An 18,227-nucleotide genomic window follows, 5' to 3' on the forward strand; every position below is an offset into this window, starting at 1 on the left:
GTCTATACACCTATCCTGTAAAAACTAGCAGCTGCGCGGCAACTAGAAAAGAAACTGATAAAACTCGAAATTCTTGTGAAAAATTTGCGAAAGCGGCAAAAACGGCTAGCTTCAAGCATCGCAGGCTGAACAGAGCGTTTGCTCTAGAACGACATGGAGGTGCCAGCGCGCAAGGCTTGCAGCTTAAGCTGCCGGCACTCTCCAGGAGCACCCGTGAAGGAAATTTCCTACCTTCACGTAGCCATAAACTGACGCAAGTCAGCGTACGGCAAAGGCGTCAGATTTATGCTGATGTCAACTTTCTCCTGGCAGGAGTTGTTAAATGTCTGATTCATCTGGAAAACTAAAGCTCGGCGCGTTAGTTGCACTCGTCGTCGGTTCGATGATTGGCGGCGGTATCTTCTCGCTGCCGCAAAACATGGCCGCCAGCGCGGGCGTTGGTGCGGTATTGATTGGCTGGGGCATCACCGCCATCGGCATGCTGACCCTGGCCTTCGTGTTCCAGACCCTGGCTAACCGCAAGCCTGACCTGGATGGCGGGGTGTATGCCTACGCCAAGGCCGGTTTCGGCGACTACATGGGCTTTTCCTCCGCCTGGGGCTACTGGATCAGTGCCTGGCTGGGCAACGTCGGCTACTTCGTGTTGCTGTTCAGTACCTTGGGGTACTTCTTCCCGATCTTCGGTGAAGGCAACACGCCGGCCGCCATCATTGGCGCATCGATCCTGTTGTGGGCGGTGCACTTCCTGGTGCTGCGCGGCATCAAGGAAGCAGCGTTCATCAACCTGGTCACCACCGTGGCCAAAGTGGTGCCACTGGTGCTGTTCGCACTGATCTGCCTGTTCGCCTTCAGGCTCGACATCTTCAGCGCCGATATCTGGGCCGTAGGCACACCAGAGCTTGGCAGCGTGATGAACCAGGTGCGCAACATGATGCTGGTCACCGTGTGGGTGTTCATCGGCATCGAGGGTGCGAGCATCTTCTCGTCCCGGGCGGAAAAACGCTCTGACGTGGGCAAGGCCACGGTCATCGGCTTCGTCACCGTGTTGCTGTTCCTGGTGCTGGTCAACGTGCTGTCGCTGGGCATCATGACCCAACCCGAACTGGCCAAGCTGCAGAACCCGTCGATGGCGGCCGTGCTGGAACATGTGGTCGGCCACTGGGGTGCGGTGCTGATCAGCGTCGGCCTGATCATCTCGCTGCTGGGGGCCCTGCTGTCTTGGGTGCTGCTGTGCGCCGAGATCATGTTCGCCGCCGCCAAGGACCACACCATGCCGGAGTTCCTGCGCCGCGAAAACGCCAACCAGGTGCCGGCCAACGCCCTGTGGCTGACCAACGCCATGGTGCAGATCTTCCTGGTGATCACGCTGTTCTCAAACAGCACCTACCTGTCGCTGATCTACCTCGCCACCTCGATGATCCTGGTGCCTTACCTGTGGTCGGCGGCCTACGCCTTCTTGCTGGCACTGCGCAGCGAAACCTACGAACAAGCCCTGGCCGAACGCAAGAAAGACCTGATCATCGGCGGTATCGCCCTGTTGTACGCCATCTGGCTGCTGTACGCCGGCGGCGTGAAATACCTACTGCTCTCGGCCCTGCTCTACGCACCTGGCGCCATCCTGTTCGCCAAGGCCAAGCGTGAGGTAGGCCAACCTGTCTTCACCAACGTGGAAAAACTGATCTTCGCAGCCGTGGTCATCGGCGCCCTGGTGGCAGCCTTCGGCCTGTACGACGGCTTCCTGACCCTTTGACCCACGTCTTCGTCCAATTGGAGGAATGAAACCATGTCCGCTGAAAAACAGAAGTACGGTGTCCACTCCGAAGCCGGCAAACTGCGCAAAGTGATGGTTTGCGCCCCGGGCCTGGCGCACAAGCGCCTGACGCCGAGCAACTGTGATGAACTGCTGTTCGACGATGTGATCTGGGTAGACCAGGCCAAGCGTGACCATTTCGACTTCGTCACCAAGATGCGCGAGCGCGGCGTAGATGTGCTGGAAATGCACAACCTGCTGACCGACATCGTCCAGCAACCCGAAGCACTGAAGTGGATCCTCGACCGCAAGATCACTCCCGACACCGTGGGTGTGGGCCTGACCAACGAAGTGCGCAGCTGGCTCGAAGGCCTTGATCCTCGCCACCTGGCCGAATTCCTGATCGGTGGCGTGGCGGGCCAGGACCTGCCACAAAGCGAAGGCGCCGACGTGGTCAAGATGTACAACGACTACCTGGGCCATTCCAGCTTCATCCTGCCGCCGTTGCCCAACACCCAGTTCACCCGCGACACCACCTGCTGGATCTACGGTGGCGTGACGCTGAACCCGATGTACTGGCCGGCGCGACGTCAGGAAACCCTGCTGACCACAGCCATCTACAAGTTCCACAAGGAGTTCACCGGCGCCGACTTCCAGGTGTGGTATGGCGACCCGGACAAAGACCACGGCAATGCCACCCTCGAAGGCGGTGACGTGATGCCGATCGGCAATGGCATCGTGCTCATCGGCATGGGCGAGCGCACCTCGCGCCAGGCCATCGGCCAGTTGGCGCAGAACCTGTTCGCCAAGGGCGCCGTCAAGGAAGTGATCGTCGCCGGCCTGCCGAAGTCGCGCGCCGCCATGCACCTGGACACCGTGTTCAGCTTCTGCGACAGCGACCTGGTCACGGTCTTCCCGGAAGTGGTGAAAGAGATCGTGCCGTTCATCATCCGCCCGGACGAAGGCAAGCCGTACGGCATGGACGTTCGCCGCATCAACAAGTCGTTCATCGAAGTGGTGGGCGAGCAACTGGGGGTCAAGCTGCGCGTGGTCGAGACCGGCGGCAACAGCTTCGCCGCCGAGCGCGAACAGTGGGATGACGGCAACAACGTGGTGGCCATCGAGCCGGGTGTGGTCATCGGCTACGACCGTAACACCTACACCAATACCCTGCTGCGCAAGGCGGGCATCGAGGTCATCACCATCAGCGCCGGCGAACTGGGCCGGGGCCGTGGCGGCGGCCACTGCATGACCTGCCCAATTGTGCGCGACCCTATCGATTACTAACGCCCATTACCCCCGGCCGCCCTCACAAAGCGGCGGCCGGTGCGTTCACCAAACTCAAGGAGAAAAGTCATGGCGTTCAACATTCACAACCGCAACCTGCTCAGCCTGGAACACCACACCACGCGCGAGTTGCGCTACCTGCTGGACCTGTCCCGCGACCTGAAGCGCGCCAAGTACACCGGCACCGAGCAGCAGCACCTGAAGGGCAACAACATCGCCCTGATCTTCGAAAAAACCTCCACCCGTACCCGCTGCGCGTTCGAAGTGGCGGCCTATGACCAAGGCGCCAACGTCACCTACATCGACCCCAATTCCTCGCAGATTGGCCACAAAGAGAGCATGAAAGACACCGCCCGCGTGCTCGGGCGCATGTACGATGCCATCGAGTACCGTGGCTTCAAGCAGGAAATCGTCGAAGAGCTGGCCAAGTTTGCCGGCGTGCCGGTGTTCAACGGCCTGACTGACGAATATCACCCAACGCAAATGATCGCCGACGTGCTGACCATGCGTGAGCACAGCGACAAGCCGCTGCATGACATCAGCTACGCCTACCTGGGCGATGCCCGCAACAACATGGGCAACTCACTGCTGCTCATCGGTGCCAAGCTTGGCATGGATGTACGCATCGCCGCACCCAAGGCGCTGTGGCCGCATGATGACCTGGTCGAGCGTTGCAAGAAGTACGCTGAAGAAAGTGGCGCCCGCATCACCCTCACCGAAGACCCGGTTGCTGCGGTCAAGGGTGTGGACTTCGTGCACACCGACGTGTGGGTGTCGATGGGCGAGCCGATCGAGGCGTGGGGCGAGCGCATCAAGCAGCTCAAGCCTTATCAGGTGAATGCGCAGCTGATGAAGTCCACTGGCAACCCGCGGACCAAGTTCATGCACTGCCTGCCGGCGTTCCACAACTCCGAAACCAAGGTAGGCAAGCAGATCGCCGAACAGTACCCGGACCTGGCCAACGGCATCGAAGTGACCGACGACGTGTTCGAGTCGCCGGCCTGCATCGCCTTCGAGCAGGCGGAAAACCGCATGCACACGATCAAGGCGATCCTGGTGTCGACCCTGGCTGACCTCTGACAACCACCTCGTTCCTGTGGGGGCTGGCTTGCCAGCGCCTGCAGGATCGAGGCGCTACCTCATCCGCAAAGGACATTCCCCATGCGTATCGTTGTTGCATTGGGCGGCAACGCCCTGCTGCGTCGCGGCGAGCCCATGACCGCTGAGAACCAGCGCGCCAATATCCGCACCGCCACCGAACAGATCGCCAAGATCCACCCTGGCAACGAGCTGGTCATTGCCCACGGCAACGGCCCGCAGGTTGGCCTGCTGTCACTTCAGGCACTGTCCTACAAACCCGACGAGGCCTACCCGCTGGACGTGCTGGGCGCTGAAACCGAGGGCATGATCGGCTACATGATCGAGCAGGAACTGGGCAACCTGCTGGACTTCGAAGTGCCATTCGCCACCCTGCTGACCCAGGTGGAAGTGGACGCCAATGACCCCGCCTTCAAAGACCCCACCAAGTTCATCGGCCCGGTCTACAGCAAGGACGAAGCCGAACGGCTGGCCAAGGAAAAGGGCTGGGTGGTGAAGGCTGACGGCGACAAGTACCGCCGCGTGGTGGCCAGCCCCAAACCCAAGCGCATCTTCGAAATCCGCCCGATCAAGTGGCTGCTGGAAAAGAGCAGCATCGTGATTTGCGCAGGCGGTGGTGGTATCCCCACCATGTACGATGAAAACCGCAAGCTCAAGGGCATCGAGGCGGTGATCGACAAGGACCTGTGCTCGGCTTTGCTGGCCGAGCAACTGGATGCCGACCTTCTGATAATCGCCACTGACGTCGATGCGGCGTACATTGACTGGGGCAAGCCTACGCAAAAAGCCATCGCCCAGGCACACCCTGACGAACTCGAACGGCTTGGCTTCGCTGCCGGCTCCATGGGGCCAAAGGTGCAGGCTGCCAGTGACTTCGCCCGCAATACCGGCAAAGTGGCGGTGATCAGTTCGCTCGAGAACATCGAAGACATCGTCAAAGGCACTGCCGGCACTCGGGTCTCCACCGCGAAGCCGGGGATCAGCTACCGTTGAATGCAGTGGGCGGGCGCCCGGCGCCCGCCATTTTCGACCTTCCAGAGGAGATAGCCATGGCCCAGTACCACCCCGGTCATGTACACATCGAGCGCACTGCGCTGAACGCGGCAGACCACAGCTACGACCTGAACATCGAGTACGAGGCAGTGTCTGACCCCAAGGAAGGCAGAGGCATTCAGTTCCATATGCATGGCAGCATCGAAGGCAAAACGGTGGAAGAAAAGTTCTTCCTCGCCAAGGACCAGGTGTTGCCCAGCTTTCTCATGCAACTGACCCGCAAGGCCCAGTCGTATCTGGCGCCGCCGAAGAAGTTCGAGACCCTGAGTTCGCCGCACAAGCTCTATGACTACATGTTCGCCGACATTCGCGAAAAACTCGATGTGAAATCGGGCGATCCGATCAAGCCTGAACATCTGGAGTGATTTCAAGAACCGGGGCCGCACAGCGGCCCCGGCGATGTTAAGGCATACTACTGCCCTCCCCGGCCACCACCTCACCCTCCCTCATGCGCATCCACGTCAGCTTCATCGACCGCGTCGGCATCACCCAGGAAGTCCTCGCCCTGCTCGGTGCCCGCAACCTCAACCTGGACGCCGTGGAGATGGTCCCGCCGAACGTCTACATCGACGCCCCCACCCTTAGCCCCGCCGTGCTCGAAGAACTGCACGACGCGCTCTTCGAGGTGCATGGCGTGCAATCGGTGGACGTGGTCGACATCCTTCCTGGCCAACGCCGCCACCTGCAACTGGATGCCCTGCTGGCCGCCATGAGCGACCCGGTGCTGGCGGTGGACAGCGCCGGGCTGGTGCTGCTGGCCAACCCAGCGCTGATCGAACTGTGTGGCCGCGAATCCGCCGGGCGCTCGGTGGGCGAACTGTTTGGCGACCCGGCGCTGCTGCAAGCCCTGCTGGACAATAACTTCCACCTGCCCATGCGCGAGATGCAGCTGAACGGCCAGAGCCTGCTGCTGGACGCCATGCCGATCACCAACGCCGGTGGCCTGCTGACGCTGTACCCACCTTCACGCATGGGCGAACGCCTGTCAGCCTTGCACCACGACCACGCCGAAGGTTTCGATGCCCTGCTCGGCGATTCACCGGCCATCCGCACCCTCAAGGCCCGCGCCCTGCGCGTGGCGGCGCTCGATGCGCCATTGCTGGTGCATGGCGAAACCGGCACCGGCAAAGAACTGGTAGCCCGCGCCTGCCATGCCATCAGCAGCCGCCACGCAGCACCGTTCCTGGCCCTGAACTGTGCCGCGCTGCCCGAGAGCCTGGCCGAGAGCGAGCTGTTCGGTTATGCCCCTGGCGCCTTCACCGGCGCGCAACGGGGCGGCAAGCCCGGGCTGATGGAACTGGCCAACCAGGGCACGGTGTTCCTCGATGAAATTGGCGAAATGTCGCCATACCTGCAGGCCAAACTGCTGCGCTTTCTCAGTGACGGCAGCTTCCGCCGGGTGGGCGGTGACCGCGAAGTGAAGGTGGATGTGCGCATCATCAGCGCCACCCACCGCGACCTGGAACGCATGGTTGCCGACGGCAGCTTCCGCGAAGACCTGTTCTACCGCTTGAACGTGCTCAACCTGCAGGTACCGCCACTGCGCGACCGGGGCCAGGATATCCTGATGCTGGCGCATTTCTTCATGCAGCAAGCCTGCACGCAGATTCAACGCCCGCCCTGCCGATTGACGCCAGCCACCCATTCGGCGCTGCTGGCCAACCCTTGGCCGGGCAATGTACGCCAACTGCAGAACGTGATTTTCCGCGCAGCGGCTATCTGTGAGGGCAACCTGGTGGACATCGGCGACCTGGACATCGCCGGTACTTCGGTGGCACGTGGGCTGGATGGCGACGTAGCCAGCCTGGAGCAGGCCGTGGGTGACTTCGAGCGTGAGCTGTTGCAGCGCTTGTATGCCAGCTACCCGTCGACGCGGCAGTTAGCCGGGCGTTTGCAAACTTCGCATACCGCTATTGCCCAGCGACTGCGTAAATATGGAATACCCGGAAAAGCCTGATACTTGTCGTCAAAACTTACCGTTGATTCAGATTTTTCCTAGCCGCTCAGCCGCAATTGACTGGAGTACTCGCCGTAGAATGGTGACATTGTAATTTTGCATGTCACCCTGAGCGAAGAGTACCCTGATGTTTGAACTCGATTTTTACGGGACACTTGTAGCCGCCTCCTTGGTACTGCTACTGGGGCGCGGTCTGGTCGCACGTATTGGCTTTCTGCGCGCTTACAATATTCCGGAGCCTGTGGCAGGTGGTTTGGTCGTTGCGCTGGCACTCTTGGCATTGCGCAGTTTCGATGTACAGGTCCAGTTTGATACCTCGTTGCAAGCACCGTTGATGCTGGCGTTCTTCGCCACCATCGGTTTGAGTGCAGACTTTGCCAGCCTGAAGAAGGGCGGACGCGTGGTTACTGTGTTCCTGCTGGTGGTGACGGGCTTGCTGCTGGTTCAGAACGCCATGGGTATCGGGCTGGCAACGGCATTGGGGCTCGACCCACTGATGGGCCTGCTGGCCGGTTCGATCACCTTGTCTGGTGGCCACGGCACTGGCGCTGCCTGGAGCGCGACCTTCACTGAAAAGTTTGGCTTGGCTTCGGCCTCGGAACTTGCACTTGCCTCTGCCACGTTCGGCCTGGTGTTGGGCGGTTTGATTGGTGGCCCGGTTGCCCGGTTGCTGATCAAGCGCGTCAAAACACCGGGTGTGGAAGAAGAAGTGCCGCAGTTACCCAAGGGCTTTGAGCAGCCGGACAAAGAGCGGTTGATTACATCGTTTTCATTTATCGAAACCTTGGCTCTTATTGCCGTCAGCTTACTGGCCGGCACATTACTTAATAGCCTGTTGAAAGGTACGGCATTCGAACTACCGACATTCGTTTGCGTACTCTTCGTGGGCGTATTGCTGCGCAACGGCCTTTCGGCGTTCGGTTTTTATCATGTCTTCGAACGGGAAGTCTCGGTACTGGGCAACGTCAGTCTGTCGCTGTTCCTGGCGATTGCCTTGATGTCACTCAAACTGTGGGACCTGGCAGCACTGGCCTTGCCGTTCTTCATACTGCTGGCTGCGCAGACATTGGTCATGGCACTGTTTGCGATCTTCGTGACATTCCGAGTCATGGGCCGCAACTATGATGCAGCCGTGCTGGCCGCGGGGCACTGTGGCTTCGGCCTGGGTGCAACACCCACGGCGATTGCCAACATGCAAGCGGTGACCCAACGCTACGGCGCCTCGCACATCGCCTTCCTGGTGGTGCCGATGGTGGGTGCGTTCTTCATCGACATCATCAACGTGATCGTGATCAAACTGTACCTGGCATTGCCATTTATCACTGGCTAAACCCACCGGCCAGTCCCGGGCATGGCTAGCCCGGGACCGGCGCATGCCCGGGTTCAGGGACGAACCGCTGTCACTTCGATCTCGACACGCCAGGCAGGGTCGGCCAGGCCTGCAATCTGGAACGCCGAGCGTGCAGGAAGGACTGGCTGCCTGGCGGCTGGCCCGAAGAATTGGGTATAGCCGGCCATGAAACCGTCGAAGTCCATTTTCCCGCCGTTCTCCGGGCCGCCCACCAGGAACACCTGCATCTTCACCACATCGGCAAGACCAAGGCCCAGTTCTTTCAGCTGCTGCTGGATGTTTCCAAGCACATTGATGGTTTGTGCCTTGGTATCACCATAGGCTTCCAGCGAACCCTTGGGTGCGTCAGGGTGAATAACCGACGGGACAGAACCACTCAGGTAGACAACCGTCTTCCCGGCAGGCACCTCTACAGCCGACGAGATAGGGAAACTACCTGCGCCATGGCGCACAATTTCTTGTGCATGAACGCTCCCGGCACCCGCGAGTGCCACGGCCATTGCTGCGGTCGTTAAAGCCACTTTCATACTGTTCTCCTGATGATTGCCAAAAATGTGCACGCATCGATGCTGCGCGCACGGGTCATTCCATTGCGCCTTGTGTGCTTAGAACCGATACAGGCTGAAGGGTTTAGGGTCCAGCACCGGCGCCTTTCCAAGCAGCAAGTCCGCCGACAGTTCGGACGACACCGGGCTTTCGGTCATACCCCAACCGGTTGCGGTGTTGAGGACCAGCCCCGGGTACTCATTGACCTGCGAAATGATGGGGTTTTCGTCGGGAGCGATGGCCATCGCACCGCTCCACTGATCGATCAGCTTCGCATCGCTGAACGCGGGGAACTCGACCTTGAGTTTTTCCAGTGAGGCATTCAGTTCCGGCAGGTCCGGCGCTGCGGTCATCAGCCGGTTTTTCTCGAAAGGCGAAACCTCGTCCAGCTTCCAGTGCGTTGGCTGAATGAACGAATCGATCAGTTGCTTGTTGAGTGAGATGTGCACCGGGAAGTCGGGGATGGCCAGCAGTGGCAGGTACTTATAGCCATACATGAACGACTCTTTGACCACCGGGGCAACGACGACGCGTGGCGAGGTGGCGTATGTGCCGTCAGCCTGCTCACGGAAGTAGATATTCCCCGGCAATGCAACGTTGCCCCCGGGTGCACGGGGTGCCGCGCTGATGATTTGCTGGGACTGGTAGGCGGGCAAGGTAGGCACATCAACGCCCAGGTTCTGCATGAACAGCCGGGACCATGCGCCGCCCGCCACGATCACGCGAGACGCCCTGATGGCGCCCTTTTCCGTGACCACGTCGGAGATGGCACCTGCGTGGGTTTCCAGGCCCCTGGCCGCGCAGTGGGTGTAGATCCGCACACCCACTTTCTTGGCATACTCGGCCATGACGAACGATGCACGCTCGGCATCCAGGCTACCGGAGTCTTCCTCGAAGCCTGCGACCGTCCAGCGCGAGGATGCACCGCGCAGGCGCTGTTCAAGTTCACTGCCTTGAATGATTCGCGTCTTGAAAGGAATGTCCGCGCCGACTTCCCGCGTTTTGACATCGATCCACTTTCTGACGCCTTCCAGGTCTTCTTCATCGAAAGGTACTTCGACCCGACCTTGTGTGCGGTAACTTGTGTCCGCCCCCACTTTGGCATTCATCTCTCGCCAACGTTGCTTGGCAAGATGGTGCAACTGGAATGTCGCATCAGGCATCTTGTAGGTCATGACCTGGCCATAGAACCTGCAAGACTGTTCGCCGGCAACTTCACCTTTTTCAACGACAACGACCGAGAGGCCGCGCTCGACAAGGTTGATTGCAGTCATGAGCCCCAGAATACCAGCGCCAACAACCACTACGTCTGCCTGCTTGGGAAGCGCCCCCTCGGTGCCTGCGACATAACCAAACCGCGGTTTGCCGGGAATCAATCGGCCTTCCCGGGTCAACAAAGGGGTCAGAACCCCTGCGCCGCCTGCGATCGCCAAGACGCCGCCGCCAATCAAAAATTTACGCCTCGTCATTCCCATGACACTTTCCCTTCCTGATATTCGGTGCTGGTTGCATGAGCCCGGGCAGCAAGGCACATGCTTGGCCGACAGCCGAATTACCAACTTGTGGTTATTGCTTCAGGCTAACGGCCCACATGAAAGGTGGCCATTCTGGTGACGCGCAATAGGCGGGAAAATCGTTGGGGGCAAATACTTAGTTCAGCCATTTGAAAACTATCACGCAGGTGACATAAATAGTTGATATGGCGACACCCTATAGGTGCAAGAAGAAAGCTCGCAAAGTTTCGCAAGTATCGAACTTGTTTGATTCATTTCCGGCTTGGCAACAACTGAACAGCCTCAAGATACCGTATAGATTTCGATACGCCGTAACGAAATCAGTACACACCCGTTCGAGTGCTATTGCGCAAGGGTTTGATCCCCAAACCCTTTTTCATGCACAACCTTCTGTAGCGTTTTCGTTCCAAACAAACAAACAGCCATCCCACAAAAATAAATAAGGTATTGTTTTTAAAGGATTTTCCTCTATTGGCCGCATTATTGCTAAGGGAAAGCACCCCAAGAGCGCGGAGCCACCGCGCCCAACGCCCTGCTTCCCGAGGATTCCCCATGAGCGAGTTGCGTTTCACTGAAGATCACGAATGGCTGCGCGTCGAAGCCGATGGCAGCGTCACCGTGGGCATCACCGCCTACGCCCAAAACGCCCTTGGCGATGTGGTTTTCGTGCAACTGCCAGAGTTGCAGCCGTATGAGAAAGGCAGCGAAGCGTCCACCGTCGAGTCGGTAAAAGCCGCCAGCGGCGTCTATATGCCCCTGACCGGTGAAGTGGTCGAGGTCAACGGCCAGCTCGAAGACAGCCCGGAACTGGTCAACGAAGACCCGATGGGCGAAGGCTGGTTCTTCCGCTTCATCCCTGCCGACGCCAGCGCCGTAACCGCCCTGCTCGACCAGGACGCCTACGACCGCCTGCTCAAAGCCAACGACGACGCCTGAGGAACCCCGCCATGACCATCCATCTCGGCACCGCCAACGAATTCATCGCCCGCCACATCGGCCCGCGCGCCGCTGACGAGCAGGCCATGCTCGCCGCCCTGGGCTTCGACTCGCTGGAAGCCATGACCGCTGCGGTCATCCCTGACAGCATCAAGGGCACCAGCGTGCTCGGTTCGCACGACGGCCAGAGCGAAGCCGACGCGCTCGCCGCGCTCAAGGCCATCGCCGGCAAGAACCAACTGTTCAAGAGCTACATTGGCCAGGGCTACTACAACACCCACACCCCGGCACCGATCCTGCGCAACCTGCTGGAAAACCCGGCCTGGTACACCGCTTACACCCCATACCAGCCAGAAATTTCCCAAGGCCGCCTGGAAGCGCTGCTGAACTTCCAGACCCTGATCAGCGACCTCACCGGCCTGCCGATCGCCAACGCCTCCCTGCTCGACGAAGCCACTGCAGCGGCCGAGGCCATGACCTTCTGCAAACGCCTGTCGAAGAACAAGGCCAGCCACGCCTTCTTCGCCTCCGTACACTGCCACCCGCAAACCCTCGACGTGCTGCGCACCCGTGCCGAGCCGCTGGGTATCGAAGTCGTGATCGGCGATGAGCGCGAACTGGGCGATGTCAGCGCCTTCTTCGGCGCCCTGCTGCAATACCCGGCCAGCAACGGTGACGTGTTCGACTACCGTGACGTGGTACAGCGCTTCCACGCAGCCAACGCCTTGGTTGCCGTGGCCGCTGACCTGCTGGCCCTGACCCTGCTGACCCCGCCGGGCGAGTTCGATGCCGACGTGGCCATCGGCAGCGCTCAGCGCTTCGGCGTGCCACTGGGCTTTGGTGGCCCGCACGCGGCTTACTTCGCCACCCGTGACGCCTTCAAGCGCGACATGCCGGGCCGCCTGGTCGGCGTATCGATCGACCGCTTCGGCAAGACCGCCCTGCGCCTGGCCATGCAAACCCGCGAGCAGCATATCCGCCGCGAAAAGGCCACCAGCAACATCTGCACCGCCCAGGTGCTGCTGGCCAACATTGCCAGCATGTTCGCCGTGTACCACGGCCCGGCCGGCCTCAAGCGCATTGCCGAGCGCACCCACGCCCTGACCGCGATCCTGGCCGCCGGCCTGAAAACGTTGGGCGTGCAGGTAGTGGGCGCCAGCGCCTTCGACACCCTGACCCTGGCCACCGGCGCTGCAACCGCCAGCCTGCATGACAAGGCCCGCGCCCAAGGCATCAACCTGCGCCAGGTCGACGCCACCCACCTGGGCCTGTCGCTGGACGAAACCAGCAGCCAGGCTGACGTCGAGTCGCTGTGGCAACTGTTCGCTGGCGACCAGGCTCAACCAGACTTCGCCGCGCTAGCCGCCAGCACCGGTTCGCTGTTGCCTACCGCCCTGCTGCGCCAGTCGGCGATCCTCGAACACCCGGTGTTCAACCGCTACCACAGCGAAACCGAGCTGATGCGCTACCTGCGCCGCCTGGCCGACAAGGACCTGGCGCTGGACCGCAGCATGATACCGCTGGGCTCGTGCACCATGAAACTGAACGCCGCCAGCGAGATGATCCCGGTCACCTGGGCCGAGTTCGGCAACCTGCACCCGTTCGCCCCGGCCGAGCAGAGCCAGGGCTACCTGCAGATGACCACCGAGCTGGAAGCCATGCTGTGCGCCGCTACTGGCTATGACGCCGTATCGCTGCAGCCCAACGCCGGCTCCCAGGGCGAGTACGCAGGCCTGCTGGCCATCCGTGCCTACCACCGCAGCCGTGGCGAAAGCCACCGCGACATCTGCCTGATCCCGTCGTCGGCCCACGGCACCAACCCTGCCACCGCCCACATGGCCGGCATGCGCGTGGTGGTTACCGCTTGTGACGCACGCGGCAACGTCGACGTAGAAGACCTGCGCGCCAAGGCCATCGAGCACCGCGAGCGCCTGGCCGCGATCATGATCACCTACCCGTCGACCCACGGCGTGTTCGAGGAAGCGATCGGCGAAATCTGCGCGATCATCCACGACAACGGTGGCCAGGTTTACATCGACGGCGCCAACATGAACGCCATGGTCGGCCTGTGCGCCCCGGGCAAGTTCGGCGGCGACGTGTCCCACCTGAACCTGCACAAGACCTTCTGCATCCCGCACGGCGGTGGCGGCCCGGGCGTTGGCCCGATTGGCGTCAAGTCGCACCTGGCGCCGTTCCTGCCAGGCCACGCGCAGCTTGAAAACACCGAAGGGGCCGTATGCGCCGCGCCGTTCGGCAGCGCCAGCATCCTGCCGATCACCTGGATGTACATCCGCATGATGGGCGGTGCCGGCCTCAAGCGTGCCTCGCAGATGGCAATCCTCAACGCCAACTACATCGCCCGCCGCCTGGAAGAGCACTATCCTGTTCTGTATACCGGCGGCAATGGCCTGGTGGCCCACGAGTGCATCCTCGACCTGCGCCCGCTGAAGGACACCAGCGGCATCAGCGTCGACGACGTGGCCAAGCGCCTGATCGACTTTGGCTTCCACGCCCCGACCATGTCCTTCCCGGTGGCGGGCACGCTGATGATCGAACCGACCGAAAGCGAGTCCAAGGAAGAACTGGACCGCTTCTGCAACGCGATGATCCAGATCCGCGAAGAAATCCGTGCGGTCGAAAACGGTAGCCTGGACAAGGACGACAACCCGCTGAAAAACGCCCCGCACACCGCGGCCGAGCTGGTTGGCGAATGGGCCCACGGCTACAGCCGCGAGCAGGCGGTCTACCCGCTGCCAAGCCTGGTGGAAGCCAAGTACTGGCCGCCAGTGGGTCGGGTCGACAACGTGTTCGGCGACCGCAACCTGGTGTGCGCCTGCCCGTCGACCGAGAGCTATCAGGACGCCTGATGCAGTCGGGAACCATGGGGCTGCTGCGCAGCCCTTTCGCGGCACAAGGCCGCTCCTATACGGGCGGCGCTGTCCTGTAGGAGCGGCCTTGTGCCGCGAAAGGGCCGCAAAGCGGCCCCAAGGTTTGCAGGAGGAACATCCATGTCACTGAGCGTCTTCGACCTGTTCAAGATCGGCATCGGCCCCTCCAGTTCGCACACGGTCGGCCCGATGCGCGCCGCCGCGCGGTTCGCTGAAGGGCTGCGCCGTGACGGCTTGCTCGCCCGCACGGCCAGCGTCAAAGCCGAGTTGTATGGCTCACTGGGCGCCACCGGCAAGGGCCACGGCAGTGACAAGGCGGTGCTGCTGGGCCTTGAAGGCGAACAGCCGGACATTATCGACACCGAAAGCATCCCCGCCCGCCTGCAGGCCATCCGCGACAGTGGCCACATCAACCTGCTGGGCGAGCACAGCATTGCGTTCATTGAAAAACAGCATGTGGCAATGATCCGCAAGCCGCTGGACTACCATCCCAACGGCATGATCTTTCGCGCGTTCGACGACGCCGGCCTGCAAATCCGCAGCCGCGAGTATTACTCGGTGGGCGGCGGTTTCGTGGTCGACGAGGACGCCGCCGGCCACGACCGCATCGTCGAGGACAGCACCGTGCTGCCCTACCCGTTCAAGACCGCCAAGGAACTGCTCGGCCATTGCACCACGCAAAACCTGTCGATAAGCCAAGTGATGCTGGCCAACGAGGCCGCCTGGCGCCCAGAGGCAGAAACCCGCGCCGGGCTGCTGCGCATCTGGCAGGTGATGCAGGATTGCGTTGAAGCGGGCTGCCAGCATGAAGGCATATTGCCGGGCGGGCTCAAGGTCAAGCGGCGGGCGCCCGCGTTGTACCGCCAACTGAGCCGCCACCCGGAAGCCAGCCTGCGCGATGCCCTGTCGGTGCTCGACTGGGTCAACCTCTACGCCTTGGCCGTGAACGAAGAAAACGCCTACGGCGGGCGCGTGGTCACCGCACCCACCAATGGGGCGGCAGGTATCGTCCCGGCAGTATTGCACTATTACATGCGCTTCGTGCCGGGCGCCAGCGAGGACGGGGTGGTGCGTTTTCTGCTCACCGCTGCGGCCATCGGCATCCTGTACAAGGAAAACGCCTCCATCTCTGGCGCGGAAGTGGGCTGTCAGGGCGAGGTCGGCGTGGCCTGCTCGATGGCTGCCGGCGCGTTATGCGAGGTGATGGGTGGCAGCGTGCAGCAGGTGGAGAACGCTGCAGAAATCGGTATGGAACATAACCTGGGCCTGACCTGCGACCCGATCGGCGGGCTGGTCCAGGTGCCGTGCATCGAGCGCAATGCCATGGGCTCGGTGAAGGCAATCAACGCGGTGCGCATGGCCTTGCGCGGCGACGGGCAACATTACGTGTCGCTCGACAAGGTCATCCGCACCATGCGCCAGACCGGCGCCGACATGAAAAGCAAATACAAAGAGACCGCCCGTGGCGGCCTGGCCGTCAACATCATCGAATGTTGACCCGACAACAACACCAAGGAGTCACCGATGTCCGAAACACTGCTCAAGACCCCACTGCACGCCCTGCACCTGGAACTGGGTGCCCGCATGGTGCCGTTCGCCGGCTACGACATGCCGGTGCAGTACCCGCTGGGCGTGCTCAAGGAACACTTGCACACCCGCGAGCAGGCCGGCCTGTTCGACGTTTCGCACATGGGCCAGATCATCCTGCGCGGCGCTGATGCCGCCAAGGCCCTGGAAAGCCTGGTACCCGTGGACATCATCGACCTCCCGACAGGCATGCAGCGCTATGCCATGTTCACCAACGAGCAGGGCGGCATCCTCGACGACCTGATGGTGGCCAACCTGGGTGACGACACGCTGTTCCTGGTGGTCAACGCCGCCTGCAAGGACCAGGACCTGGCCCACCTGCGAAAACACATCGGCAACCGTTGCGAGGTGCAGCCGCTGTTCGAGCAACGTGCCCTGCTGGCCCTGCAAGGCCCAGCTGCGGTCAAGGTGCTGGAACGCCTGGCCCCGGAAGTGGCCGGCATGACCTTCATGCAGTTCCGCCCGGTGAAGCTGCTGGGCGAAGACTGCTTCGTCAGCCGCTCGGGCTACACCGGCGAAGATGGCTACGAAATCTCGGTTCCGGCACAAGCCGCCGAAGCCCTGGCCCGTCGTCTGCTGGCCGAGCCGGAGGTACAGCCGATTGGCCTGGGCGCTCGCGACTCGCTTCGCCTGGAAGCCGGCCTGTGCCTGTATGGCCACGACATGAATGCCGAGACCACCCCGGTCGAGGCCAGCCTGCTGTGGGCGATTTCCAAGGTGCGCCGTGCCGACGGTGCACGTGCCGCCGGGTTCCCGGGTGCCGAGGCCATCTATGCCCAGCAGGGCGATGGCGTGGCACGCAAGCGCGTCGGGCTGCTACCGCAAGAACGTACGCCCGTTCGTGAAGGCGCGGATATTGTCGATGCAAACGATAAACCGGTCGGCAAAGTCTGCAGCGGCGGCTTTGGCCCGACACTCGGCGCACCTGTAGCAATGGGTTATATCGATAGTGAACATGCTGCAGTCGACACCCCGCTGTTTGCCGTGGTGCGGGGCAAGAAGGTTGCCTTGAAAGTCAGCAAAATGCCTTTCGTGGCACAACGTTACTACCGTGGTTGAAACAGCTTTGTGAAGGTTACGGGCAGGTTCCACATATTCGTTTTCGAACCTGCCCAATAACTTTTGAACATGGCGCCAGGCCAGGCGCCATGCCGTTTCCGTCAAATCGGTCGGTTATCGGCAAACGGCTGATTTTCCATACGACCAAGGGCTTGTTTTTCGCTCGGGAGTTGGCGTAGAGTCACTGCACTGTGTTTGCATGGGTCGCAACAGTTCGTGACCTGGGCCAGTAGCCGAGATTTGCTACAACCCGTTCGACGTCTCTTACTTTCCTGCAACCCAGCCCAGTACTCTTTCGCTTACAAACAAGTGCGAAAGAAACTGTCATCAAAATTCAAGCTTCATAGGAAATAAGACAATGGCTGAGCGTCAGAACGGTACCGTCAAGTGGTTCAATGACGAAAAAGGTTACGGCTTCATCACCCCCGAAAGCGGTCCGGATCTGTTCGTGCACTTCCGCGCTATCGAAGGCAACGGCTTCAAGAGCCTGAAAGAAGGCCAGAAGGTTACCTTCGAAGCAGTCCAGGGCCAGAAAGGCATGCAGGCTGACAAAGTTCAGGTCGCCGGTTAAGCCGAACCCGACTTCGAGAAAAGCCCCTGCCAAGTGCAGGGGCTTTTTTTTGCCCGTAGAATAGCGGCTTCGTCTTCTGGAGCCGTCCCGCATGTCCAAGCCTCTGCTCACCCCTCAGGGAGATTTTCCACCGGTCGGCCTGGGCCGGCGCCTGGCGGCGATGTTCTACGACTTTTTACTGTGCACGGCCCTGCTGATCGTGACCGCTGGCGCTTACAAGATGATCCAGATGGCGATCATCGGCGAGGCACGCATGCGCGAGCTGACCGAGGCTGGGGCACTGGATGGCGACCCTCTGCTGTCGACGGTGCTGCTGTTCGCCCTCTTCGGCTTCTTTGCCAAGTTCTGGACCCATGGCGGGCAGACCCTGGGCATGCAGGTATGGGGCGTGCGAGTGCAGAACGCCGATGGTTCGGCCATCAGCCTGTGGCAGGCGCTGTTGCGCTTTGTGGTCTCGATAGCCTCGTGGCTGTGCCTGGGGTTGGGTTTCTTCTGGGTGTTGATCGACAAGCGCAAGCGGGGCTGGCATGACATCTATTCAGAGAGCCAGCTGGTGCGGGTGCCGAAGCAGAAGAAATGAGCACAGGTTAACACCCATGAAAAAGCCGACCCTAAGGTCGGCTTTCTTGT

At 61.1% G+C, this 18,227-nt stretch carries 15 protein-coding genes; 13 read left to right on the forward strand and 2 right to left on the reverse strand.

Annotation, left to right across the window (positions count from 1 at the left end; translation table 11 throughout):
• Positions 1-322 precede the first annotated feature (322 nt).
• The 7 genes from arcD (at position 323) to gltS (ending at position 8,475) form a co-directional block, all read left to right on the forward strand.
• The gene (gene arcD, locus FHW75_RS08920; protein WP_019098202.1) at positions 323-1,750 is read left to right on the forward strand and encodes an arginine-ornithine antiporter; all 1,428 of its coding nucleotides are present in this window, start codon (positions 323-325) and stop codon (positions 1,748-1,750) included.
• Between the two features lie 33 nt (positions 1,751-1,783).
• The gene (gene arcA / locus FHW75_RS08925; protein ID WP_025753771.1) at positions 1,784-3,037 is read left to right on the forward strand and encodes an arginine deiminase; all 1,254 of its coding nucleotides are present in this window, start codon (positions 1,784-1,786) and stop codon (positions 3,035-3,037) included.
• Positions 3,038-3,106: 69 nt separating this feature from the next.
• The gene (locus tag FHW75_RS08930) at positions 3,107-4,117 is read left to right on the forward strand and encodes an ornithine carbamoyltransferase (RefSeq protein WP_016713102.1); all 1,011 of its coding nucleotides are present in this window, start codon (positions 3,107-3,109) and stop codon (positions 4,115-4,117) included.
• Positions 4,118-4,198: 81 nt separating this feature from the next.
• Positions 4,199-5,128: a carbamate kinase gene (arcC, locus tag FHW75_RS08935; protein ID WP_019098200.1), complete on the forward strand. Its 930-nt coding sequence runs from the start codon at positions 4,199-4,201 to the stop codon at positions 5,126-5,128.
• A gap of 56 nt (positions 5,129-5,184) precedes the next feature.
• Positions 5,185-5,553, forward strand: a complete 369-nt coding sequence (locus FHW75_RS08940) for a DUF5064 family protein (protein ID WP_016713104.1) — start codon at positions 5,185-5,187, stop codon at positions 5,551-5,553.
• A gap of 83 nt (positions 5,554-5,636) precedes the next feature.
• A complete protein-coding gene (locus tag FHW75_RS08945; RefSeq protein ID WP_019098199.1) occupies positions 5,637-7,145 on the forward strand; it encodes a sigma-54-dependent transcriptional regulator in 1,509 nt (502 codons plus the stop codon).
• Positions 7,146-7,272: 127 nt separating this feature from the next.
• Entirely contained in the window at positions 7,273-8,475 is a 1,203-nt protein-coding gene (gltS, locus tag FHW75_RS08950) for a sodium/glutamate symporter (protein WP_019098198.1), read from the forward strand.
• Between the two features lie 53 nt (positions 8,476-8,528).
• Here gltS and FHW75_RS08955 read toward each other — a convergent pair whose 3' ends face one another.
• Together FHW75_RS08955 and FHW75_RS08960 are read right to left on the reverse strand one after the other, a co-directional pair.
• Positions 8,529-9,023 (reverse strand): RidA family protein, encoded by a 495-nt coding sequence (locus tag FHW75_RS08955; protein ID WP_025753772.1) that lies wholly within the window; start codon positions 9,021-9,023, stop codon positions 8,529-8,531.
• A gap of 78 nt (positions 9,024-9,101) precedes the next feature.
• Positions 9,102-10,517 carry an FAD-binding oxidoreductase gene (locus FHW75_RS08960; RefSeq protein WP_026020418.1) on the reverse strand — a complete coding sequence of 472 codons (1,416 nt, stop codon included), beginning with the start codon at positions 10,515-10,517 and terminating at the stop codon, positions 9,102-9,104.
• 591 nt (positions 10,518-11,108) lie between these two features.
• Between FHW75_RS08960 and gcvH the strand changes: the two genes are divergently transcribed.
• The 6 genes from gcvH (at position 11,109) to FHW75_RS08990 (ending at position 18,177) form a co-directional block, all read left to right on the forward strand.
• On the forward strand, positions 11,109-11,492 hold the full coding sequence (gene gcvH / locus FHW75_RS08965) for a glycine cleavage system protein GcvH (RefSeq protein ID WP_016713109.1): 384 nt from the start codon (positions 11,109-11,111) through the stop codon (positions 11,490-11,492).
• An 11-nt stretch (positions 11,493-11,503) separates the two neighbouring features.
• Positions 11,504-14,359 (forward strand): aminomethyl-transferring glycine dehydrogenase, encoded by a 2,856-nt coding sequence (gcvP, locus tag FHW75_RS08970; protein ID WP_183673517.1) that lies wholly within the window; start codon positions 11,504-11,506, stop codon positions 14,357-14,359.
• Between the two features lie 141 nt (positions 14,360-14,500).
• The gene (locus tag FHW75_RS08975; RefSeq protein ID WP_019098193.1) at positions 14,501-15,877 is read left to right on the forward strand and encodes an L-serine ammonia-lyase; all 1,377 of its coding nucleotides are present in this window, start codon (positions 14,501-14,503) and stop codon (positions 15,875-15,877) included.
• Between the two features lie 27 nt (positions 15,878-15,904).
• Positions 15,905-17,026 carry a glycine cleavage system aminomethyltransferase GcvT gene (gene gcvT, locus FHW75_RS08980; protein WP_183673519.1) on the forward strand — a complete coding sequence of 374 codons (1,122 nt, stop codon included), beginning with the start codon at positions 15,905-15,907 and terminating at the stop codon, positions 17,024-17,026.
• Between the two features lie 358 nt (positions 17,027-17,384).
• Positions 17,385-17,597 carry a cold-shock protein gene (locus FHW75_RS08985; RefSeq protein WP_003257941.1) on the forward strand — a complete coding sequence of 71 codons (213 nt, stop codon included), beginning with the start codon at positions 17,385-17,387 and terminating at the stop codon, positions 17,595-17,597.
• A gap of 91 nt (positions 17,598-17,688) precedes the next feature.
• A complete protein-coding gene (locus FHW75_RS08990; protein ID WP_009687037.1) occupies positions 17,689-18,177 on the forward strand; it encodes an RDD family protein in 489 nt (162 codons plus the stop codon).
• Positions 18,178-18,227 lie beyond the last annotated feature (50 nt).

Source organism: Pseudomonas sp. OG7, from assembly GCF_014192825.1.
GTDB classification, from domain to species: domain Bacteria; phylum Pseudomonadota; class Gammaproteobacteria; order Pseudomonadales; family Pseudomonadaceae; genus Aquipseudomonas; species Aquipseudomonas monteilii.